Origin of the sequence: Nocardiopsis sp. TSRI0078 (assembly GCF_001905145.1) — a bacterium.
GTDB lineage: Bacteria > Actinomycetota > Actinomycetes > Streptosporangiales > Streptosporangiaceae > Nocardiopsis.
This window is the reverse complement of record NZ_LWLB01000001.1, coordinates 126,150-148,747: the sequence shown is the minus strand read 5'-3', so window position 1 is coordinate 148,747 and position 22,598 is coordinate 126,150. Positions and strand designations below refer to the sequence as shown.

The 22,598-nt window shown below is 68.6% G+C and carries 16 protein-coding genes; 15 read left to right on the top strand and 1 reads right to left on the bottom strand.

All coding sequences use genetic code 11. The annotated features are described in order from the left end of the window. Positions 1-61 precede the first annotated feature (61 nt). The 4 genes from secE to rplA all read left to right on the top strand — a co-directional run bounded on the left by secE (position 62) and on the right by rplA (position 2,843). Complete coding sequence (gene secE, locus A6A08_RS00670; protein ID WP_073700534.1) at positions 62-316, top strand: preprotein translocase subunit SecE; 255 nt, start codon at positions 62-64, stop codon at positions 314-316. Between the two features lie 171 nt (positions 317-487). Continuing rightward, positions 488-1,324 carry a transcription termination/antitermination protein NusG gene (gene nusG, locus A6A08_RS00665; protein WP_073700533.1) on the top strand — a complete coding sequence of 279 codons (837 nt, stop codon included), beginning with the start codon at positions 488-490 and terminating at the stop codon, positions 1,322-1,324. Between the two features lie 293 nt (positions 1,325-1,617). Next, on the top strand, positions 1,618-2,046 hold the full coding sequence (gene rplK, locus A6A08_RS00660) for a 50S ribosomal protein L11 (RefSeq protein ID WP_073700532.1): 429 nt from the start codon (positions 1,618-1,620) through the stop codon (positions 2,044-2,046). 119 nt (positions 2,047-2,165) lie between these two features. Then, on the top strand, positions 2,166-2,843 hold the full coding sequence (rplA, locus tag A6A08_RS00655; protein WP_073700531.1) for a 50S ribosomal protein L1: 678 nt from the start codon (positions 2,166-2,168) through the stop codon (positions 2,841-2,843). 165 nt (positions 2,844-3,008) lie between these two features. On the opposite strand, the gene A6A08_RS00650 is transcribed toward rplA, so the two are convergent. Then, a complete protein-coding gene (locus tag A6A08_RS00650) occupies positions 3,009-3,833 on the bottom strand; it encodes a hypothetical protein (RefSeq protein WP_242422040.1) in 825 nt (274 codons plus the stop codon). A gap of 479 nt (positions 3,834-4,312) precedes the next feature. On the opposite strand from A6A08_RS00650, the gene rplJ reads away from it, so the two are divergent. The 11 genes from rplJ to rplC all read left to right on the top strand — a co-directional run bounded on the left by rplJ (position 4,313) and on the right by rplC (position 22,598). Further along, complete coding sequence (gene rplJ, locus A6A08_RS00645) at positions 4,313-4,840, top strand: 50S ribosomal protein L10 (protein ID WP_073700530.1); 528 nt, start codon at positions 4,313-4,315, stop codon at positions 4,838-4,840. Positions 4,841-4,937: 97 nt separating this feature from the next. Next, positions 4,938-5,324 (top strand): 50S ribosomal protein L7/L12, encoded by a 387-nt coding sequence (gene rplL, locus A6A08_RS00640; protein ID WP_073700529.1) that lies wholly within the window; start codon positions 4,938-4,940, stop codon positions 5,322-5,324. Positions 5,325-6,090: 766 nt separating this feature from the next. Beyond that, a complete protein-coding gene (gene rpoB / locus A6A08_RS00635) occupies positions 6,091-9,558 on the top strand; it encodes a DNA-directed RNA polymerase subunit beta (protein WP_073700528.1) in 3,468 nt (1,155 codons plus the stop codon). Between the two features lie 34 nt (positions 9,559-9,592). Next, positions 9,593-13,471, top strand: a complete 3,879-nt coding sequence (locus tag A6A08_RS00630) for a DNA-directed RNA polymerase subunit beta' (protein ID WP_073700527.1) — start codon at positions 9,593-9,595, stop codon at positions 13,469-13,471. 129 nt (positions 13,472-13,600) lie between these two features. After that, positions 13,601-16,636, top strand: coding sequence for a hypothetical protein (locus A6A08_RS00625; RefSeq protein ID WP_073700526.1), 3,036 nt, complete (start codon positions 13,601-13,603; stop codon positions 16,634-16,636). A 461-nt stretch (positions 16,637-17,097) separates the two neighbouring features. After that, on the top strand, positions 17,098-17,469 hold the full coding sequence (rpsL, locus tag A6A08_RS00620; RefSeq protein ID WP_040274940.1) for a 30S ribosomal protein S12: 372 nt from the start codon (positions 17,098-17,100) through the stop codon (positions 17,467-17,469). 2 nt (positions 17,470-17,471) lie between these two features. Further along, positions 17,472-17,942, top strand: coding sequence for a 30S ribosomal protein S7 (gene rpsG / locus A6A08_RS00615; RefSeq protein WP_073700525.1), 471 nt, complete (start codon positions 17,472-17,474; stop codon positions 17,940-17,942). Positions 17,943-17,980: 38 nt separating this feature from the next. Beyond that, entirely contained in the window at positions 17,981-20,095 is a 2,115-nt protein-coding gene (gene fusA / locus A6A08_RS00610) for an elongation factor G (protein ID WP_073700524.1), read from the top strand. Positions 20,096-20,175: 80 nt separating this feature from the next. Continuing rightward, positions 20,176-21,369, top strand: a complete 1,194-nt coding sequence (gene tuf, locus A6A08_RS00605; RefSeq protein ID WP_073700523.1) for an elongation factor Tu — start codon at positions 20,176-20,178, stop codon at positions 21,367-21,369. Positions 21,370-21,626: 257 nt separating this feature from the next. Beyond that, on the top strand, positions 21,627-21,935 hold the full coding sequence (gene rpsJ, locus A6A08_RS00600) for a 30S ribosomal protein S10 (RefSeq protein WP_013156110.1): 309 nt from the start codon (positions 21,627-21,629) through the stop codon (positions 21,933-21,935). A 12-nt stretch (positions 21,936-21,947) separates the two neighbouring features. Further along, positions 21,948-22,598 carry a 50S ribosomal protein L3 gene (rplC, locus tag A6A08_RS00595; protein ID WP_073700522.1) on the top strand — a complete coding sequence of 217 codons (651 nt, stop codon included), beginning with the start codon at positions 21,948-21,950 and terminating at the stop codon, positions 22,596-22,598.

Genomic DNA, 22,598 nt, shown 5'->3' with positions numbered 1-22,598 from the left:
CGCCGCGCGGGCAACGGACAACACGGGGAAATCCAGCAGCCCGCGACCCTAAGGACCCCAGGTGACTCAGACTGACGCCGACGCCAAGCCCGACAGGGAGCCCAAGCGTCGTACCGGTCCGGTGACGTTCACCAAGCAGGTCGTCGGCGAGCTGCGCAAGGTCCGCTGGCCCACGCGCCGTGAGCTGGTGACCTACACCATCGTGGTCCTCGTCTTCGTGCTGATCGTCCTGGGCTACGTCTCCCTCCTCGACTGGGGCTTCGGCGAGGCCGTCACCTGGCTGTACGGCACGTTCGGCACTCCGCAGGGAGCCTGACGCCCCTCACGGCCGCCCCTCCCGGACGAGCCGGGGGCGGGTCAGTCCTCGTCCGCGCGTTGGTCCCGGATCATCCGGGGAGACCGTAAGCTGGCATGACCGGGCCCGACGCATGGCGCTGTCTCGTATGCGTCGTGCCCGAGAGCGAATCCGACGAGAGAAAGAGCAGCCGTGTCCGAGTCCCCACTGACCTCTGACGACTTCCCCGAAGAGGAGCCGGATCAGTCGTCGGCGGAAGAGACCGGCCTGGCGGGCGAGCTGCCGGAGGATGCGGCCGGCGAGGCCGACACCGACAGCCCGGAGCTGACCGGTGACGCTGACGAGGCCGAAGAGACCGGCGCGGCCGACGCGGACCGGGAGAACGCCGACGAGGAGGGCGCGGAGGTCGAGGAGGCCCCCCGCCTGAACCCCGTCGAGGAGTTCAAGAACGAACTGGTCCTGCTGCCCGGCGACTGGTACGTCGTGCACACCTACGCGGGTTACGAGAAGCGGGTCAAGGCCAACGTCGAGAGCCGCACCCAGTCGCTCAACATGGAGGAGTACATCTTCCAGGTCGAGGTGCCCGAGCACGAGGTCACCGAGGTCAAGAGCGGCAAGCGCCAGCAGGTCACCGAGAAGGTCCTGCCCGGCTACGTGCTCGTCCGCATGGACCTGACCGACGAGTCCTGGTCGGCCATCCGCAACACCCCGGGCGTCACCGGTTTCGTGGGCCTGTCCAACAAGCCCGCCCCGCTGAGCCTGACCGAGGTGGCCAAGCTCCTCGCGCCCGAGCCGGAGGAGGAGCCGGAGCAGGCGCAGCAGGCCAAGGCCGCCGGCGGCGGCGAGACCCGTGCCGACGTGGCCTACGAGGTCGGCGAGTCCGTCACGGTCATGGAGGGTCCGTTCGCGACCCTGCCCGCGACGGTCAGCGAGATCAACGCCGACACCCAGAAGCTCAAGGTGCTGGTGTCGATCTTCGGCCGTGAGACCCCGGTCGAGCTCTCGTTCAACCAGGTCGCCAAGATCTGACCACGCCCCGGGACCGACGCCCGGGCGGGCGTCCCTGCCTGCGCGGAGCGCATGTCAGGGTACCCGGCCGGGCCGCGTAGACTTGGTGGGTCCGCCCCGCGGCGGACCCACTCGCGTGTCCCGCCCCGGCGGGCCGCACCACGGCCCGCCAGGCCCCGGCGGGCCGCCGCCCCGTGCCGCGTGCGCGGGGTCGTGCCTCCTTCGGCAGCGGCGCCCCGGCCCCTCGCGGCCGTGCGGCTCCGTCAGGGAGGCCAGGGGCCAGCACACAACGCAGATCAGGCAAAGGACCCGATATGCCTCCGAAGAAGAAACTGGCCGCACTCGTCAAGGTGCAGCTCCCCGCTGGTCAGGCCACCCCGGCGCCGCCCGTCGGTACCGCGCTCGGCCCGCACGGCGTCAACATCATGGACTTCTGCAAGCAGTACAACGCTGCTACGGAGGCCCAGCGCGGCAACGTGATCCCCGTGGAGATCTCCATCTACGAGGACCGCTCCTTCAGCTTCGTCACCAAGACGCCTCCGGCGCCCAAGCTGATCCTGAAGGCCGCCGGGATGGACAAGGCCGCCACCGACCCGGGCCGCACCACGGCCGGTTCCATCACCGCCGACCAGGTTCGCGAGATCGCGCAGACCAAGCTGCCCGACCTCAACACCGACGACATCGAGGCCGCCACCAAGATCGTCGCCGGCACCGCCCGCTCGATGGGCATCGAGGTCAAGTAGCCCCCTACGGTGGCACCGGTCCGGCCGGACCGGAGCGGCCGGGGACGCCCGACCTTCAAGAACCGCAGTGGCAGGGCCAGGCGCTGGCCCCGTGACCACAAGTTCCCTAGGAGAACCGCGTGAAGCGCAGCAAGAACCACCGCAAAGCCAGCCAGCTGGTGGACCGGGACAAGCTCTACAGCCCCGCCGAGGCCGTGAAGCTCGCCCAGGAGACCTCCACCGCCAAGTTCGACGCGACCGTCGAGGTCGCCCTGCGCCTGGGCGTCGACCCGCGCAAGGCCGACCAGATGGTCCGCGGCACCGTGAACCTGCCGCACGGCACCGGTAAGACCGCTCGGGTCCTGGTCTTCGCGACCGGTGAGCGTGCCGAGCAGGCCCTCGCCGCTGGCGCCGACATCATCGGCGACGACGAGATGATCGAGAAGGTCTCGAAGGGCTTCACCGACTTCGACGCCGTCGTCGCCACCCCGGACCTCATGGGCAAGGTCGGTCGTCTCGGCCGCGTCCTCGGTCCGCGCGGCCTGATGCCGAACCCGAAGACCGGCACCGTCACCCCCGACGTGGCCAAGGCCGTGACCGACATCAAGGGCGGCAAGATCGAGTTCCGCGTGGACCGCCACGGGAACCTGCACTTCATCATCGGCAAGGCCTCCTTCGCCGAGCAGCAGCTCGTGGAGAACTACCAGGCCGCGATCGACGAGGTGAACCGCCTCAAGCCGTCCGCCGCCAAGGGCCGCTACATCAAGAAGGCCGTGGTCACCACGTCCATGGGCCCGAGCATCCCGCTCGACGCCTAGCCTTCGCGGTCTCCGCGCATCAGGAGAGCGGCCCCCGGCGTCCCGGTCAGGACGTCGGGGGCCGCTTCGCGTGCGGGGCCCGTCCGCGGCGCGGTACGGACGGAAGCGGTCCCCGGGCCCGCCGGGCCAGGGGACCGCTGTGCGCGTACCGGAGGAGGTGACCGCCTACAGGTCGGTGATCTCGTCCTCGGAGGGCATCTCGAAGGAGGTCTCACCCAGGTCGGAGAAGACCATCGAGACGTCGGCCACGTCGTCGGAGAACTCCATGCGCATGGGGAAGCCGTCGTCGGCGATCCAGGCGGAGACCTCGACGGTTCCCTCGATGCTGCCGCCCATGAGCTCGTTGACGGCCTTCTTCTGCTCCGGCTCCAGGGCCTCGACCTCCTCCTGGGTCAGCGTGCCCTCGACGAGGGTGGTCTCGACACCGCTGACCTCCTCGGTACCGACCTCCTCGATCTGCTCGATCTCGGCGACGGTCCCGGCGATGCGGGGGAAGTGGCTGGTGTCGAACACCTCGTCCGAGGGGGCCGTCTCGGTGTCCTGCACACCGCGGACCCACGGCGTGTCGACCTCCTGGAGGCCGTTGTGGTTGGACACGAGGACGTCGCCCTCGGCCGGAACGATGAGGATGGACGTGCCGAGCTCCTCCGCGGTCAGGCCGAGGTCCTCTCCGCTCAGCTCGGCCAGACCGAGGATCGCCTCGCCCACGAAGGGCATGACCATGGTGACGTGGGCGGCCTCGGGGTCGTCCATGACCTCGTAGGTCGTGGTCATCGTCGTGTCGCCCTCCTCGGGGTCGGACGCGACCATCTCCATGTCGAGGGTGTAGTTGTCGACCTCCTGGAAGCTCTGTCCGAGACTGGCGACCAGGTCGAGGATGCCGCCACCGCTGCTCTCCTCGGGCGTCTCCGCCGCGGCGTCGGCGGGCTCCTCCTCGGGGGCTCCTCCGCCGCAGGCGGTGAGGGCCAGGGCCAAGGTGCCGGCGGTCATCAGGGCCGGCATACGGGTCTTCACGGGGGTGTCCGCCTTCTTCATATTCTGTGGGGGAAGGGCACATCTGGGAGCGGGGGTGCCCGAGTGCATCATGTTGCCACGGGAAACCGACGTTCGAGTCCGGTCCGCGGCGGTCGTTACTGGGACGTAGGTTCCTTCGGTACGGTTTCGTGCCCCGGGGGAGTGAGCGCGATCACCCGTCCGGTCGTGCACGGGTGGACGGGCACCCCGAGACGTGCAGTACGATGGGTTATTGCCGAAGACCGCTGGTCGCCACCCGAACGGGTGGCCCAAGGACCCATCCGCGATGGGCGCCCGCGCAGGTGTCACAAGAGCTTCCCGTTCCGGGCGCCCCCGTGCGCCCAGCAGAACGCGGTCGTGCCCCGTGCGCCTGGCGCCCGGGGCCTTTTCTCGTGCTGACGCCGATCGCACGGGTCCTTGGGGGTCAACCAGCGTTCACTGTTGGAAGGAGTCCCATGGCGAGGCCGGACAAGGCAGCCGCGGTCGCCGAGATCGCGGAGGAGCTCCGCGGCTCGAACGGCGCCGTGCTGACCGAATACCGGGGGCTCAGCGTGGCGCAGATCACCGAACTGCGCCGCAGCCTCGGCCAGAGTGCGCGTTTTCGCATCGTCAAGAACACGCTGACCAAGATCGCGGTCACGGAGGCCGGACTCGACGAGCAGGTCAAGGACCTGCTTGAGGGCCCGTCCGCCATCGCCTTCGTCCACGGCGACGTGGTCGAGGCCGCCAAGGGTCTGCGTGACTTCTCGAAGGCGAACTCGTCCCTGGTGATCAAGGGCGGCGTCATCGACGGCAAGTCGATGAGCGCCGAGGACGTCACCAAGCTGGCCGACCTGGAGTCCCGCGAGGTGCTTCTCTCGAAGATGGCCGGTGTGCTCAAGGCCAAGCAGGGCCAGGCCGCCGCCGTCTTCCAGGCGCTCCCCTCCAAGACTGTGCGTCTCGCGCAGGCCCTGGCGGACAAGCGCTCCGAAGAAGCCGCCTGAACATTTTCGAACCCGCCGGGCGCCGAGGGTGTCCGGACACTGGCTCGCACGTGACGCTCGCAGGCTCGCGTGTCCGTAGAGAAAGAGAGATCGCACCATGGCGAAGCTCAGCAACGACGACCTGATGGCCGCCTTCGAGGAGATGACCCTCCTCGAGCTGTCCGAGTTCGTGAAGGCCTTCGAGGAGAAGTTCGACGTCACCGCCGCCGCTCCGGCCGCCGTGGCCGTCGCCCCCGCCGGTGGCGGTGGCGAGGCCGCCGCCGAGGAGGAGAAGGACGAGTTCGACGTCGTCCTCGAGGCCGCCGGCGACAAGAAGATCCAGGTCATCAAGGAGGTCCGCGGCCTCACGAGCCTGGGTCTCAAGGAGGCCAAGGACCTGGTCGACAACGCCCCGAAGGCTCTGCTGGAGGGCGTCAACAAGGAGGCCGCGGACAAGGCCAAGGCCGCCCTCGAGGGCGCCGGCGCCACCGTCACCCTCAAGTAGTCCTCCGCGGGTCGCAGAGGCCCGCTGGTCTGCGCACGCGGCCGTCCCCGCCCTTTTCCGGGCAGGGCGGCCGCTTTCGTGTTCTCGGGGGCGCCGGCGCGGCGGCGCTGGGCTATCCTGATGCGCGGTCCGGGCCCCGTGCCCGCTCCTTTCCGGGACGGCCCGCCGGCCCGGAGGCCCGCGGCGGGGCCGTGCGTGTTCGCCGGGCGCCGCGCGCCGTGTCCGCCACCGCTCCTTCCTCCGCGTGTGCGAAGCTGGGCGGGCCCGGGTGGGGGGCGCGTGTGCGAACTGTCCTCAGGACGCGGTAATCTCCCGTCCCGGGAATCCCGGCGGGGCCCTGAGGAAGTGTTTACCCGCCCACGGCGGGGGAATCCTTCGGATGTCCGTTGGCTTCCACCCCCGGGCCAGGGCAGGCGCACCAGTCCACCGAGACGGTTCCGGACCATCCCGGCGAGTCGGTTTCGAGGTGAGAACAACCTGGTTGGGGTTGACGGATCGCCCTCAACGGGCCATCCTGCCGGTGTCGTGAGTGGCGCTGTGGACCGTGAGTGGACAGCGGTGTGGTGTTCGGCTACACTGCTCTTTTGCGCTGCCCTTTGGTGATCCCTGTGCCGGTGAACGGCTGCCGCCCACTTCCGATTCCGGAACATACGGTGGCCCGCTCCCGCACGATGTGACCGTCTCAACCGTGTTGCGGCGGTCCTTCTCGCGACGGATCGTCTGGCGTGCGCGCTTCAACCGCCACAAGCCTTCGGAAGGACCCCTGTTGGCAGCCTCGCGCAACGCCTCCGCTAACGCCCTTGGTCCGCACCGCGTTTCCTTCGCCCGTATCCAGGAACCACTGGAGGTCCCGAACCTCCTGGCCCTGCAGACCGAGTCGTTCGACTGGCTGCTGGGCAACGAGAAGTGGAAGACCCGGGTTGAGACAGCCCGAAACGCTGGCCGCAAGGACGTTCCGGAGCAGTCCGGTCTCGAAGAGATCTTCGAGGAGATCAGCCCGATCGAGGACTTCTCGGGCACGATGTCCCTGTCGTTCCGCGATCATCGGTTCGAGCCGCCCAAGTACTCCGAAGAGGAGTGCAAGGACAAGGACATGACCTACTCCGCCCCGATGTTCGTCACGGCGGAGTTCATCAACAACGACACCGGTGAGATCAAGAGCCAGACGGTGTTCATGGGCGACTTCCCGCTCATGACCGTCAAGGGCACCTTCATCATCAACGGCACCGAGCGCGTCGTCGTGTCCCAGCTGGTCCGCTCGCCGGGCGTGTACTTCGACAAGTCCGTCGACAAGACCTCGGACAAGGACCTCTTCGGCTGCAAGGTCATCCCGTCCCGCGGTGCATGGCTGGAGTTCGAGGTCGACAAGCGCGACTTCGTCGGCGTTCGTATCGACCGCAAGCGCAAGCAGGGCGTCACCGTCCTGCTCAAGGCGCTGGGCTGGACCACGGACCAGATCCTGGAGCGCTTCGGCCAGTACGAGTCCATCCGCAACACGCTGGAGAAGGACCCCACCGCGGGTACCGACGACGCGCTGCTGGACATCTACCGCAAGCTGCGTCCGGGAGAGCCGCCCACGAAGGAGTCGGCCCAGGCGCTGCTGGAGAACCTGTACTTCAACCCCAAGCGCTACGACCTGGCCAAGGTCGGCCGCTACAAGATCAACAAGAAGCTCGGTCTCGACACCGACTACACGCAGGGCACGCTGACCGAAGAGGACATCGTCGCCACGATCGACTACCTGGTCCGCCTGCACGCGGGCGAGGTCGAGAAGGAGACCGTCACCGGTCTCAACCCGATCGAGACCGACGACATCGACCACTTCGGCAACCGCCGCCTGCGCACCGTCGGCGAGCTCATCCAGAACCAGGTCCGCCTGGGCCTGGCCCGCATGGAGCGCGTCGTCCGTGAGCGGATGACCACCCAGGACGTCGAGGCGATCACGCCGCAGACCCTGATCAACATCCGTCCCGTCGTGGCCTCCATCAAGGAGTTCTTCGGCACCTCGCAGCTGTCCCAGTTCATGGACCAGACCAACCCGCTCGCGGGTCTGACCCACAAGCGCCGCCTCTCGGCGCTGGGTCCGGGCGGTCTGTCCCGTGAGCGCGCGGGCTTCGAGGTCCGGGACGTGCACCCCTCGCACTACGGCCGCATGTGCCCGATCGAGACGCCCGAGGGCCCCAACATCGGTCTGATCGGCTCGCTCGCCGCCTACGGCCGGGTCAACTCCTTCGGCTTCGTGGAGACCCCGTACCGCAAGGTCGTCGACGGCCGCATCACCGACCAGGTCGACTACCTGACCGCGGACGAGGAGGACCGCTTCGTCATCGCGCAGGCCAACACGCCGATGAACGCGGACGGCACCTTCGCCGAGACGCGTGTGCTCGTGCGCCGTAAGGGCGGGGAGTTCGAGCAGGTCACCGCGGACGAGGTCGACTACATGGACGTGTCGCCGCGCCAGATGGTGTCGGTCGCCACCGCCATGATCCCGTTCCTGGAGCACGACGACGCCAACCGCGCCCTCATGGGCTCCAACATGCAGCGCCAGGCCGTGCCGCTGCTGCGCGCCGAGTCGCCGTTCGTCGGTACCGGCATGGAGTACCGCGCCGCCACCGACGCCGGCGAGGTCATCCTCGCCGAGAAGGCCGGTGTCGTCGAGGACGTCACCGCCGACTACGTCACCGTCATGGCCGACGACGGCACGCGCAAGACGTACCGCATGGGCAAGTTCCAGCGCTCCAACCAGGGCACCTGCTTCAACCAGCGGCCGATCGTGGCCGAGGGCCAGCGGGTGGAGGAGAGCCAGGTCCTCGCGGACGGGCCCTCCACCGACCAGGGTGAGATGTCGCTGGGCAAGAACCTGCTCGTGGCGTACATGTCCTGGGAGGGCCACAACTACGAGGACGCGATCATCCTCTCCCAGCGCCTGGTGCAGGACGACGTCCTGTCCTCGATCCACATCGAGGAGCACGAGGTCGACGCCCGCGACACCAAGCTGGGCCCGGAGGAGATCACCCGGGAGATCCCCAACGTCAGCGAGGAGGTCCTCGCCGACCTGGACGACCGGGGCATCATCCGCATCGGCGCCGAGGTCGTCGACGGCGACATCCTCGTCGGCAAGGTCACGCCCAAGGGCGAGACCGAGCTGACCCCGGAGGAGCGCCTGCTGCGCGCGATCTTCGGTGAGAAGGCGCGCGAGGTCCGCGACACCTCGCTCAAGGTGCCGCACGGCGAGACCGGCAAGGTCATCGGCGTCCGCGTGTTCAGCCGCGAGGAGGGCGACGAGCTCGCCCCCGGCGTCAACGAGATGGTCCGCGTCTACGTGGCCCAGAAGCGCAAGATCACGGACGGCGACAAGCTCGCCGGACGCCACGGCAACAAGGGCGTCATCTCCAAGATCCTGCCCCAGGAGGACATGCCCTTCCTGGAGGACGGCACGCCGGTCGACATCATCCTCAACCCGCTGGGCGTTCCCGGGCGTATGAACGTCGGCCAGGTCCTGGAGGTCCACCTGGGCTGGCTGGCCAAGAACGGCTGGCTGGTCGAGGGGGTCGAGGAGGAGTGGCAGAAGTCGCTGGAGGCCATCGGCGCGATGGAGGTGCCGCCGGACTCCCGCGTGGCGACTCCGGTCTTCGACGGCCTGCGCGGCGACGAGCTCAGCGGCCTGATCCAGTCGGTGCGCCCCAACGCGGACGGCAACCGCCTGATCAACTCCGACGGCAAGGCGCGCCTGTTCGACGGCCGCACCGGTGAGCCGTTCGCCGAGCCGATCTCCGTCGGCTACAAGTACATCCTCAAGCTCCACCACCTCGTGGACGACAAGATCCACGCGCGCTCCACCGGCCCGTACTCCATGATCACCCAGCAGCCGCTGGGCGGTAAGGCGCAGTTCGGCGGCCAGCGCTTCGGTGAGATGGAGGTGTGGGCGCTGGAGGCCTACGGCGCCGCCTACGCCCTCCAGGAGCTGCTCACCATCAAGTCCGACGACGTGGTGGGCCGGGTCAAGGTCTACGAGGCCATCGTCAAGGGCGAGAACATCCCCGAGCCGGGCATCCCTGAGTCCTTCAAGGTGCTCATCAAGGAGATGCAGTCGCTCTGTCTGAACGTGGAGGTGCTGTCCAGTGACGGTATGTCCATCGAGATGCGGGACAGCGACGAGGACGTCTTCCGCGCCGCGGAAGAACTGGGAATCGACCTGGGTAGGCGTGAGCCGAGCAGTGTCGAAGAGGTCTAACTTCCGCATTCTTCGAGAGCAGGGGACGAATTAAGTGCTCGACGTCAACTTCTTCGACGAGCTGCGCATCGGTCTCGCCACGGCCGACGACATCCGCCAGTGGTCGCACGGCGAGGTCAAGAAGCCCGAAACCATCAACTACCGCACCCTCAAGCCCGAGAAGGACGGCCTCTTCTGCGAGAAGATCTTCGGCCCGACCCGGGACTGGGAGTGCTACTGCGGCAAGTACAAGCGCGTCCGCTTCAAGGGCATCATCTGTGAGCGCTGCGGCGTCGAGGTGACCCGCGCCAAGGTGCGCCGTGAGCGGATGGGCCACATCGAGCTGGCCGCTCCCGTCACGCACATCTGGTACTTCAAGGGCGTGCCCTCCCGCCTGGGCTACCTGCTCGACCTGGCGCCGAAGGATCTCGAGAAGATCATCTACTTCGCCGCCTACATGGTCACGTGGGTGGACACCGAGGCCCGTGAGCGCGACCTCCAGTCCCTGGAGGCGCGGATCTCGGTCGAGAAGCAGCACCTGGAGCAGCGCCGCGACTCCACCGTCGAGGAGCGCCACCGCAAGCTGGAGGCCGACCTCGCCGAGCTGGAGGAGCAGGGCGCCAAGGGCGACGCGCGCCGCAAGGTCCGCGAGGGCGCCGAGCGCGAGATGCGCCAGCTGCGCGACCGCGCCCAGCGCGAGATCGACCGCCTCGACGAGGTCTGGAACCGGTTCAAGAACCTCAAGGTCCAGGACCTCGAGGGCGACGAGATGCTCTACCGCGAGATGCGGGACCGCTTCGGCAAGTACTTCCGCGGCGGCATGGGCGCCCAGGCCATCCAGGACCGGCTCGCCAACTTCGAGCTGGACGAGGAGGCCGAGAAGCTCCGCGAGACCATCCGCACCGGCAAGGGCCAGAAGAAGGCCCGCGCCCTGAAGCGGCTCAAGGTCGTCTCGGCGTTCCTCAACACCACCAACAGCCCCATGGGCATGGTGCTGGACTGCATCCCGGTCATTCCGCCGGACCTGCGTCCGATGGTGCAGCTGGACGGTGGCCGCTTCGCGACCTCCGACCTCAACGACCTGTACCGCCGTGTCATCAACCGCAACAACCGCCTCAAGCGGCTGCTCGACCTCGGCGCGCCCGAGATCATCGTCAACAACGAGAAGCGGATGCTGCAGGAGGCCGTCGACGCACTGTTCGACAACGGCCGCCGCGGCCGCCCGGTCACCGGTCCGGGCAACCGTCCGCTCAAGTCGCTGTCCGACATGCTCAAGGGCAAGCAGGGCCGCTTCCGCCAGAACCTGCTGGGCAAGCGCGTCGACTACTCCGGCCGTTCGGTCATCGTCGTCGGCCCGCAGCTGAAGCTGCACCAGTGCGGTCTGCCCAAGCAGATGGCGCTGGAGCTGTTCAAGCCGTTCGTGATGAAGCGCCTGGTCGACCTGAACCACGCGCAGAACATCAAGAGCGCCAAGCGCATGGTCGAGCGGTCCCGCCCGGTCGTGTGGGACGTCCTCGAAGAGGTCATCACCGAGCACCCGGTTCTGCTCAACCGCGCCCCGACGCTGCACCGCCTGGGTATCCAGGCCTTCGAGCCGCAGCTGGTCGAGGGCAAGGCCATCCAGATCCACCCGCTCGTGTGCACGGCGTTCAACGCCGACTTCGACGGTGACCAGATGGCCGTGCACCTGCCGCTGTCCGCCGAGGCCCAGGCCGAGGCGCGGCTGCTGATGCTGGCCACGAACAACATCCTCAAGCCGTCCGACGGCAAGCCCGTGACCATGCCCACCCAGGACATGATCATCGGCCTGTACTACCTGACGACGGAGAAGGCCGGAGCCAAGGGCGAGGGCCGCTCGTTCCTCTCCCCGGCCGAGGCGCTCATGGCCTACGACCTGGGCGACCTCGACCTGCAGGCGAGGATCAAGCTGCGGATCGCCGACGGAGCCCCGGCCCCGAAGGACTGGACGCCGCCGGAGGGCTGGCAGCAGGGCGACGACTACCTGCTGGAGACCACCCTGGGCCGGTACCTGTTCAACGAGACCACCCCGGTCGACTACCCGTACGTCAACTTCCAGGTGGGCAAGAAGCAGGTCTCGGTCCTGGTCAACGACCTCGCCGAGAACTACCCCAAGGTCCAGGTCGCCACGACCCTGGACGCCCTCAAGGACGCCGGTTACCGCTGGGCCACCCGGTCCGGCCTGACCATCGGCATCGAGGACGTCGTCGCGCCTCCGCGCAAGGCCGAGATCCTGGAGGGGTACGAGCGCAAGGCGGACAAGATCCAGCGCGAGTACGACCGGGGTCTGATCACCGACGACGAGCGCCGCCAGGAGCTCACCGAGGTGTGGACCCAGGCCACCACCGAGGTCGCCCAGAACATGGAGGACAACTTCCCCGCCGACAACCCGGTGTGGATGATGGTCCAGTCGGGCGCCCGCGGTAACCCGATGCAGGTGCGCCAGATCGCGGGTATCCGCGGCCTGGTCTCCAACACCAAGGGTGAGACGATCCCGCGTCCGATCAAGTCCTCCTACCGCGAGGGCCTGTCCGTGCTGGAGTACTTCATCTCCACGCACGGTCAGCGCAAGGGTCTGGCCGACACCGCCCTGCGTACCGCCGACTCGGGTTACCTGACCCGTCGTCTGGTGGACGTGGCGCAGGACGTCATCGTCCGGGAGATCGACTGCGGCACCGAGCGGTCGCTGTGGCACGAGATCGGCGAGAAGAACGCCGCCGGCGTCGTGGTGCGCAAGCACAACGTCGAGAACACCGGTTTCGGCCGGACCATCGCCGAGGACGTGGTGGACGCCGACGGCAAGGTCATCCTGCCCGCCCTGAGCGACACCTCCGAGCAGAACATCGACAGGATGATCGAGGCCGGGATCACCCGCGTCCGCGTTCGCTCGTCGCTGGTCTGCGAGGCCAAGATCGGCGTCTGCACCACCTGCTACGGCCGCTCCATGGCGACCGGCAAGCCGGTGGACGTCGGTGAGGCGATCGGCATCATCGCGGCCCAGTCCATCGGTGAGCCCGGCACCCAGCTGACCATGCGGACCTTCCACATGGGCGGTTCGGCCGGTCAGGACATCACCCACGGTCTGCCCCGTGTCCAGGAGCTCTTCGAGGCCCGCATCCCCAAGGGTGTGGCCCCGATCTCCGAGATGGAGGGCCGGATCCGGATCGACGACACCGAGAAGAGCCGCAAGATCGTCGTCATCCCCGACGACGGCACGGACGAGATCGCCTACCCGGTCCCGATGCGTGCCCAGCTGCTGGTCACCGACGGCGACCACGTCAAGGTCGGTCAGCAGCTGATCCAGGGTGCGATCAACCCGCACGAGGTCCTGCGCATCCAGGGCCCGCGCGCGGTGCAGCAGCACCTGGTGTCGGAGGTCCAGGAGGTGTACAAGTCGCAGGGTGTGTCCATCCACGACAAGCACATCGAGATCATCGTCCGCCAGATGCTCAAGCGGGTGAACATCCTGGAGTCCGGCGACACCGAGCTACTGCCCGGTGAGATGGTCGAGCGGCCGAAGTTCGAGCGGATCAACCGCCGCGTCGTGTCCGAGGGCGGCCAGCCCGCGGCCGGGCGCCCGGTGCTGCTGGGTATCACCAAGGCCTCGCTGGCCACGGAGTCCTGGCTGTCCGCGGCCTCCTTCCAGGAGACCACCCGGGTGCTCACCGAGAACGCGATCCACGGCAAGAGCGATCCTCTGCTCGGCCTCAAGGAGAACGTCATCATCGGTAAGCTCATCCCGGCCGGTACCGGCATTCCGCAGTACCGCAACGTCCGGGTGGAGCCGACCGAGGAGGCCAAGGCCTCGATGTACTCGGTCTCCGGGTACGAGGAGCCGAGCGAGTACACCTTCGGGCAGGGCTCGGGCGAGGCCGTCCCGCTGGAGGAGTACGACTTCGGGCCGTACAACAGGTAAGAGTGGTTTGCTGAGCTGACGGCGGCGGAGCACCACCCCCTCAGGGGGGTGGTACCGCCGCCGTTGCCGCGTGAGGGTCCGCTGACGCGGACGGGAGATTGCGCTACTGCGCTGGCGGAAGAGGCACAGGTGACTGATAACGGGGGCGAGCGGCGGAACTCCGGTGCGGGGGACTCGTGGTTCAAGCCGAGTGAGAACCGCTATCGCACGCAGTCGGAGTACCAGGATCCGCTCGAAGACGAGGAGACCGGGGAGAGCCAGGAGACGGTCTTCCCGGACAGCGGGGGATACACGGGGCTGAGTTCGTCCCGCCCGGCCATGGTGGAGCCGTATCCGGAGGCCCTGGGCGGTCCTCCGCCCTCCAACGGCATCTCCTACCCGGGAGCCGGGGCGTCGGCCTACCAGCCGTTGACCAGGGTTCCGGGGGAGCCGGAGGAGCCGAGCTTCCCGAGCGTGGCGGCCAGCGCACGGGTCCCCCTGCCCGAGGAGGAACGGGAGGACTCCCGATCCGATGAGCCGCAGACCCAGGAGATCCCCGCCCTGGACTCCTGGGACCCCTCCGGAGGGGCCGACGCCGCTCCGGAGGGCTCCGACGAACACGACGACACGGACTCCGGGCCCTCCGCATGGAGCATGCCCGGACCCGCCGCCGGCCAGCCGTGGGACGGGGGTGCGCGCACCTGGGAGGGTGGGGCTCCCGCCGCCGTTCCCGGTGACGGGGCCGTCGACGACCGGCCCTGGGGCGACGACGCCCCGGACGCCTGGTCCTCCCCGGCTCCGGGGACGCCGGGCCCCGACGCGGTCGGCGACCGGCCCTGGCACTCCGGCGACGCGGGCCGGTACGGAGAGGACACGGCCGAGACGCACACTCCCGACGCCGGCGACCCCGGTGTCGCCTGGGGCGCGCCGTCCGCCCCCGCGCCCGAGGGCGTGGGGGCATCCGGCCCCGAGGCGCTCGGCGGGCAGCCATGGGACGACGGACCCGCCTCCTGGGACACTCCCTCCCCGGGCCCCGGCGAAGCGGACGGCGCCGCCCCGTGGAGCGACACCGCGGGCGGTCGGCCGTGGGACGGTGACGAGCTCGGTTCCCCCGCCTGGGATGCCGACGCTCCCGCCGCCGACACCGACCGCGCAGGTGCCAACACCTGGGGCGCCGTTACCGGTGCGCCCGGTGACCGGCCCTGGGAGGACGACCACCGAGCACAGGACGCGCCCGGTCCCGGGACGGCCGACCCGGACGCCGCCTGGGACGCACCGTCCTTCGCGCCCGGGCCCGTGGACGGCCCCGGTGCGGAGGCGGTCGACGACCGGCCCTGGGACGCCCGGGAGCAGGCCTCCTCCGCATGGGACGGGGACGGCGCCGACGAGGTCGGTCCCCCCGCATGGGGAGGGGAGGCCGCCGACACCGACGCCGCACGCGCTTTCGCCGAGCAGGGCGCCGAGGCCCCCGCGGGCGGTCGGCCGTGGGACGATGACGAGCTCGGCTCCTCCACCTGGAGCGCCGACGCTCCCGTCGGCGGTGCCGACAGGCCCGGCGCGGACGCCTGGGGCACCACCGCCGGAACCGACGGCTCCCCCGCGAGCGGTACCCCGGGAGCACCCGGCTCCGAGGCGTTCGGCGGGCAGCCGTGGGACGACGGGTCCGGTGCCCGGCCCGCCTCCGACGCGGGGTTCCCCGGTGTGGGCGCACAGGGGGAGCGGTCCTGGGACGCCGACGACCCTCTCGGCGCGGACGCGCCGGGTGGACGGCCCTGGGGTGAGGACCCCCTCGGCGCGGACGCGCCGGGGGAGCGCTCCTGGGACGCCGACGCCCCCCTCGGTACGGACGCGCCGGGTGGACGGCCCTGGGGTGAGGACCCCCTCGGAGGGAGCGAGCCGCGCGGGCGGTCCTGGAGCCCTGACGCTCCCCTTGGGGCGGACGTGCCGGGGGAGCGCTCCTGGGACGACGGCCCCCTCGGCGCGGACGTGCCCGGGGAGCGGTCCTGGGGCGCCGACGACCCTCTCGGTGCGGGCGCACAGGGGAAGCGGTCCTGGGATGAGGACCCCCTTGGGGCGGATGCTTCGGGCGGGCGGTCCTGGGACACCGACGAGCTGGGCGCGGGCTCCTGGGGGGCCGACGGGTCCGCCGCGGGCACCGACGGCCTGGACTCGTGGACACCCCCTCGGGAGAACGGCGACGGCTGGGCCGGCTCGGGCGCCAACGAACCGTGGACAGACGGGCGCGGGGACGAGCTCTCGCCCCCGGACCCGGGCGCGGGGAGCGGCAACACCTGGGTGTTCGGCCGCGACGATCCCCGGATGCCGGACGCGGTCAGGGAGGCCGAGCGGCGGCGCCGTGAGTCCGCCGCCGGTTCCGGGACCCCCGGCGGGGCGGATCCCGACACCGGAGAGCTCTCCGCCGCGGTCCCCGCGTCGGAGGACCCCCTGGCCGCGATCGCCGACATGCAGACGCGTGCCCGGTCCAGGGACGAGGAGCCGGGCGACGCGACCCGGATGTTCGACGTCCGGGAGGAGGACTGGGAGGACGGCCGGGACCCCGCCGGGTACGGACGGACCTGGGAGGACGGCGAGGCCGGGTACGACGACGGTCCGGACGGATACGGATACGAGGACGGCCCGGACGGGTACGACGCGGGTCCGGCCGAGCACGGGTACGACGCGGGTCCGGCCGAGCACGGGTACGACGCGGCTCCGGACGCGTCCGGGTACGGCGACGGCCCCGGGGATCCCGGGTACGACGGCGGGACGGATGATCCGGAGTACGACGACGGCTTCACCCCGGCGGACTACGGCATGCCCGAGGCCGCGGTCGGCCGCAGGCGGCGCAGGGACCCCATCGCCGGGGACTTCCCCGGTTTCGACGACCGCCCCCTGGGCGGCGATCCCGGCGATCCCTACCCCGGCTACGACAACATCGACTTCCTCGCCGACACCGAGCGGGGAGCGGTCCTCACGCTGTGGCTGGGCGTGGCCTCGCTGCTTCCGGGTGTGGGCCTGGCCACCGCCCTCGTGGCGCTGCTGGTCACCGGCCCCAAGGCGAAGAAGGAGATCCGCGAGTCCCGCGGGCAGCTGGACGGTCTCGGTCTGATCACCACGGGCACGGTCTTCGCGGTGCTCGGCATCCTGGTGACGGTGATCTCCGTCGCCGTCTGGCTGGTTCTGTAGCGCGGACGGCCGCCTTCCGGCGACAATGGGTCCTCAGGAAGGCGGCCGGTCCGCCTTCGCCTGTTCCCCGGGAGAACCGAGTACGAAGCAGCCCTGGGAGCGCGTAGACTGGTCGTGACCCACGGCTGTGCGAGGCCGGTTCCGCGGTTCTCGCCGTGTCGCACACCGTTTTGACCGCCATGACGGCAAACGGTAGCCTGTGTGATTGTGCCCGTGAGTCGACGGGTCACACGTGCGTGTGCGGCGCCCCGGTCCCAGCAGATGCGGGCCTACGGTGCGCGGCGCATGTGAGCCTCCTCCCAAGATCGGCCTCGTGCCGGGTGTGAACGCCTTTTCGCCATGCGCGGGAACGAATGCGACACGCCCGACATCGGGGGCCGGGGAGATTCGGGAAATTCAGCAGGTCAATAGCGATATCGGCTACGAGAACCGGCGTAGGTCACGAGGAAGACGGAGACGCGGTGCCCACCATCCAGCAGCTGGTCCGTAAGGGCCGACAGGACAAGGTCGCAAAGAACAAGACCCCGGCGCTGAAGGGGAGTCCGCAGCGTCGTGGTGTGTGCACGCGTGTCTACACCACTACGCCGAAGAAGCCGAACTCCGCTCTGCGCAAGGTCGCTCGAGTGAGGCTGAGCAGCGGTATCGAGGTCACGGCCTACATCCCCGGCATCGGCCACAACCTCCAGGAGCACAGCATCGTGCTCGTGCGCGGTGGCCGTGTGAAGGACCTGCCGGGTGTCCGCTACCGAATTGTCCGCGGTTCGCTCGACACCCAGGGTGTCCGCAACCGCAAGCAGGCGCGTAGCCGCTACGGCGCCAAGAAGGAGAAGTAAGTATGCCGCGCAAGGGCCCGGCGCCGAAGCGCCAGCTCATCACCGACCCGGTCTACGGCTCGCCGCTCGTCACCGCACTGATCAACAAGGTGCTGCTCGACGGCAAGCGCTCCATCGCCCAGAGCGTCGTCTACGACGCCCTGGAGGGTGCCCGCGAGAAGACCGGCCAGGACCCGCTCGTCGTTCTCAAGCGGGCTCTGGACAACGTCAAGCCCGCGCTCGAGGTCCGCAGCCGCCGTGTCGGTGGCGCGACCTACCAGGTGCCGGTCGAGGTCCGCGCCTCCCGGTCCACCACGCTGGCCCTGCGCTGGCTGGTCTCCTTCGCGCGCAAGCGCCGTGAGAAGACCATGACCGAGCGTCTGATGAACGAGCTGGTCGACGCCAGCAACGGTCTCGGCGCGGCTGTCAAGAAGCGTGAGGACACGCACAAGATGGCCGAGTCGAACAAGGCCTTCGCGCACTACCGCTGGTAAAGCGGCGGATCGAAAAAGACCGAGGGACGACGAGCCTCATGGCTGCTAAGACTGTTCTTGACCTGGCCAAGGTCCGCAACATCGGGATCATGGCTCACATCGACGCGGGTAAGACCACGACGACTGAGCGGATCCTCTACTACACCGGTGTCACCCACAAGGTGGGTGAGGTCCACGACGGCGCCGCCACGATGGACTGGATGAAGGAGGAGCAGGAGCGGGGTATCACCATTACCTCGGCTGCTACCACCACCCACTGGGACGACCACACCATCAACATCATCGACACGCCCGGCCACGTCGACTTCACGGTCGAGGTCGAGCGTTCGCTGCGTGTCCTCGACGGTGCCGTCGCGGTCTTCGACGCCAAGGAAGGCGTCGAGCCCCAGTCGGAGCAGGTCTGGCGCCAGGCTGACCGCTACGGCGTTCCGCGCATCTGCTTCGTCAACAAGATGGACAAGATCGGCGCCGAGTTCCAGCGCTGTGTCGACATGTTCCGTGAGCGCCTCGGCGCCAACGCCATGCCGATCCAGCTCAACATCGGTGCCGAGAGCGACTTCAAGGGCGTCATCGACCTTGTGCGGATGAAGGCCTACGTCTGGAACGAGGAGGCCGCGCTCGGCGAGATGTACGACACCGTCGACATCCCCGAGAGCCACGCCGACGCCGCCCGCGAGGCCCGCGACCAGTTCATCGAGACGCTGGCCGAGGCCGACGACGAGATCATGGAGATGTACCTGGAGGGCCAGGAGCCCACCGTGGAGCAGCTCATCCCCGCGATCCGCCGCGCCACCATCGCCGGTACGGCCGTTCCGGTCCTGTGCGGCACCGCGTTCAAGAACAAGGGCGTGCAGCCCCTGCTCGACGCGGTCACCGCCTACCTCCCCTCGCCCCTGGACGTGGAGTCCGTCGAGGGCCACGACCCCAAGGACGAGACCGAGCAGACCAAGCTCGTCCGCAAGCCGAGCAACGACGAGCCGCTCTCCGCGCTGGTCTTCAAGATCATGAGCGACCCGCACCTGGGCAAGCTCACCTACGTGCGCATCTACTCGGGCGTCATGAAGGCCGGCACCCAGGTGCTGAACAGCCTCAAGGGCCGCAAGGAGCGCATCGGCAAGATCTACCGCATGCACTCCAACAAGCGTGAGGAGATCGCCGAGGTCGGCGCGGGCGACATCGTCGCCGTCATGGGCCTGAAGGACACCACGACCGGTGAGACCCTGTGCGAGCAGGGCAGCCCGATCGTCCTGGAGTCCATGACCTTCCCGGCTCCGGTCATCGAGGTGGCCATCGAGCCCAAGACCAAGAGCGACCAGGAGAAGCTGGGCATCGCGATCCAGCGCCTCGCGGACGAGGACCCCTCGTTCCAGGTCGCCACGGACGAGCAGACCGGCCAGACCGTGATCTCCGGTATGGGTGAGCTGCACCTCGAGGTCCTCGTCAACCGCATGCGCGACGAGTTCAAGGTCGAGGCGAACATCGGCAAGCCCCAGGTGGCCTACCGCGAGACCATTCGCAAGAAGGTCGAGGGGCACACCTACACCCACAAGAAGCAGACCGGTGGGTCGGGCCAGTTCGCCAAGGTCAAGATCGACCTCGAGCCCCTCGAGACCGAGAGCGGCGACGCCTCGGGCTACGAGTTCGTCAACGCCGTCACCGGTGGCCGCATCCCCCGGGAGTACATCCCGTCCGTGGACGCCGGCTGCCAGGAGGCCGCCGAACTGGGTGTGCTCGCGCACTACCCGCTCGTCGGCATCAAGGTGACGCTGCAGGACGGCCAGTACCACGAGGTCGACTCCTCCGAGATGGCGTTCAAGACCGCCGGTTCGATGGCCTTCAAGGAGGCCGTCAAGCTGGCCAAGCCGACTCTCCTGGAGCCGGTCATGGCCGTCGAGGTCACCACTCCTGAGGAGTACATGGGTGACGTCATCGGCGACCTGAACTCCCGCCGTGGACAGATCCAGTCCATGGACGAGCGTTCCGGCGTGCGTGTCGTCAAGGCCCAGGTGCCCCTCTCCGAAATGTTCGGCTACGTGGGTGACCTGCGCAGCCGTACGCAGGGTCGAGCCAACTACTCGATGGTGTTCGACTCCTACGCGGAGGTTCCGTCCGCTGTCGCCCAAGAAATTGTGGCGAAGGTCCGCGGCGAGTAATCGCGGACACGTAACCAATCCGATCTCCGGCCACGCGCCGGGGATGGACCAGATAGCTCTGTACGTCTAGGAGACTTCCAGTGGCGAAGGAAAAGTTCGAGCGGACTAAGCCGCACGTCAACATCGGCACCATCGGTCACATTGACCACGGCAAGACCACGCTGACCGCGGCCATCACCAAGGTGCTGCACGACGCGTACCCGGAGCTGAACCCGTTCACCCCGTTCGAGGACATCGACAACGCTCCTGAGGAGCGCGAGCGCGGTATCACCATCTCCGTCGCCCACGTCGAGTACCAGACCGAGCAGCGCCACTACGCTCACGTGGACTGCCCGGGTCACGCCGACTACGTGAAGAACATGATCACGGGTGCGGCCCAGATGGACGGTGCCATCCTGGTCGTGGCCGCCACCGACGGCCCGATGCCGCAGACCAAGGAGCACGTGCTCCTGGCCCGCCAGGTCGGCGTCCCCGCCATCGTCGTCGCCCTGAACAAGGCCGACATGGTGGACGACGACGAGATCTTCGAGCTCGTCGAGCTCGAGGTCCGCGAGCTGCTCAGCGAGTACGAGTTCCCCGGCGACGACGTTCCCGTCACCAAGGTCTCGGCTCTGAAGGCGCTCGAGGGCGACCAGAAGTGGGCTGACGCCGTCCTGGAGCTCATGGGCACCGTGGACAGCTTCATCCCCGAGCCCGAGCGTGACACCGACAAGCCCTTCCTCATGCCGATCGAGGACGTCTTCTCGATCACCGGTCGCGGCACCGTCGTCACCGGTCGCATCGAGCGTGGCGTCATCAACGTCAACGAGACCGTCGACATCGTCGGCATCAAGGAAGAGAAGCAGACCACCACGGTCACCGGTGTGGAGATGTTCCGCAAGCTGCTCGACCAGGGCCAGGCCGGCGACAACGTCGGTCTGCTCCTGCGCGGCACCAAGCGCGAGGACGTCGAGCGCGGCCAGGTCATCATCAAGCCGGGCACGACCACCCCGCACACCGAGTTCGAGGCCCAGGTCGTCATCCTGTCCAAGGACGAGGGTGGCCGCCACACGCCGTTCTTCAACAACTACCGCCCGCAGTTCTACTTCCGCACCACCGACGTCACCGGCGTCGTGACGCTGCCGGAGGGCACCGAGATGGTCATGCCCGGTGACAACACCGAGATGTCCGTCCAGCTGATCCAGCCGGTCGCGATGGAAGAGGGCCTGAAGTTCGCCATCCGCGAGGGTGGCCGGACCGTGGGTGCCGGTCGCGTCACGAAGATCAACAAGTAGCACACACACGCCGGGTGGCGACTCCGTACGGAGCCGCCCCGGGCGTGGCGGGCGGGCCGCCCCCACAGGCGGCCCGCCCGCCACACGACAAGACGTCATCGGGCTCTGTGACGGTGACGCACCGCAGGGGCAAGCCCTGTTGCGGTTTCTCAAGGGAATAGGGGCTCACGGCTACACGGCGGACTTCGTCGGGCCTGGGCGTCTGTGACCGGACAGCTCACCGTTACGGACACTGAAGCGAAGGACGAACAGGCCATATGGCGGGACAGAAGATCCGCATTCGGCTAAAGGCCTATGACCACGAGGTCATCGACAGCTCGGCGCGCAAGATCGTCGAAACTGTGACGCGAACCGGCGCACAGGTCGCGGGCCCGGTGCCGCTGCCGACGGAGAAGAACGTTTACTGCGTCATCCGATCGCCGCACAAGTACAAGGACTCGCGCGAGCACTTCGAGATGCGCACCCACAAGCGGCTGATCGACATCATCGACCCCACGCCGAAGACGGTGGACTCGCTCATGCGACTCGACCTCCCGGCCGGCGTTGACATCGAGATCAAGCTTTAAGGACGCACAGACATGGCCACCAAGCAGATCAAGGGAGTTCTGGGCGAAAAGCTCGGCATGACCCAGGTCTTCGACGACGCGGGACGCATGGTTCCCGTGACGGTTCTGAAGGCCGGTCCGTGCGTCGTGAGCCGCATCCGGACTCCGGACACCGATGGTTACTCGGCTGTCCAGCTCGGCTACGGGCAGATCAACCCGCGCAAGGTCAACAAGCCTCTCGGCGACTACCTGCGCCAGCACGACCTGACCCCGCGCCGGCACTACGTCGAGGTCCGCACCACCGACGCCTCCGAGTACACGCTCGGCCAGGAGGTCGCCGCGGACAGCTTCGAGAGCGGCCAGATGGTCGACGTCACGGGCAAGAGCAAGGGCAAGGGCTTCGCCGGTGTGATGAAGCGCCACGGCTTCCGTGGTCTCTCCGCCACACACGGTACGCAGCGCAAGCACCGCTCGCCCGGCTCCATCGGCGGCTGCGCCACACCCGGCCGCGTTTTCAAGGGCATGCGGATGGCCGGTCGCATGGGCAACGTGCGCAAGACCGTCCAGAACCTGACCGTTCACTCCGTGGACGCGGAGAAGGGGCTCATCCTGGTCAAGGGTGCCGTCCCCGGTCCCAACGGCGGTCTGGTGCTCGTCCGCACCGCTGTGAAGGGGGACAAGTAA

Bases quoted from the DNA above. Each gene is read 5' to 3' on its own strand.
- rplK (WP_073700532.1), top strand. From the start codon at position 1,618: ATGCCTCCGAAGAAGAAACTGGCCGCACTCGTCAAGGTGCAGCTCCCC.
- A6A08_RS00650 (WP_242422040.1), bottom strand. From the start codon at position 3,833: ATGACCGCCGGCACCTTGGCCCTGGCCCTCACCGCCTGCGGCGGAGGA.
- rplJ (WP_073700530.1), top strand. From the start codon at position 4,313: ATGGCGAGGCCGGACAAGGCAGCCGCGGTCGCCGAGATCGCGGAGGAG.
- rplL (WP_073700529.1), top strand. From the start codon at position 4,938: ATGGCGAAGCTCAGCAACGACGACCTGATGGCCGCCTTCGAGGAGATG.
- rpsG (WP_073700525.1), top strand. From the start codon at position 17,472: ATGCCGCGCAAGGGCCCGGCGCCGAAGCGCCAGCTCATCACCGACCCG.
- fusA (WP_073700524.1), top strand. From the start codon at position 17,981: ATGGCTGCTAAGACTGTTCTTGACCTGGCCAAGGTCCGCAACATCGGG.
- rpsJ (WP_013156110.1), top strand. From the start codon at position 21,627: ATGGCGGGACAGAAGATCCGCATTCGGCTAAAGGCCTATGACCACGAG.
- rplC (WP_073700522.1), top strand. From the start codon at position 21,948: ATGGCCACCAAGCAGATCAAGGGAGTTCTGGGCGAAAAGCTCGGCATG.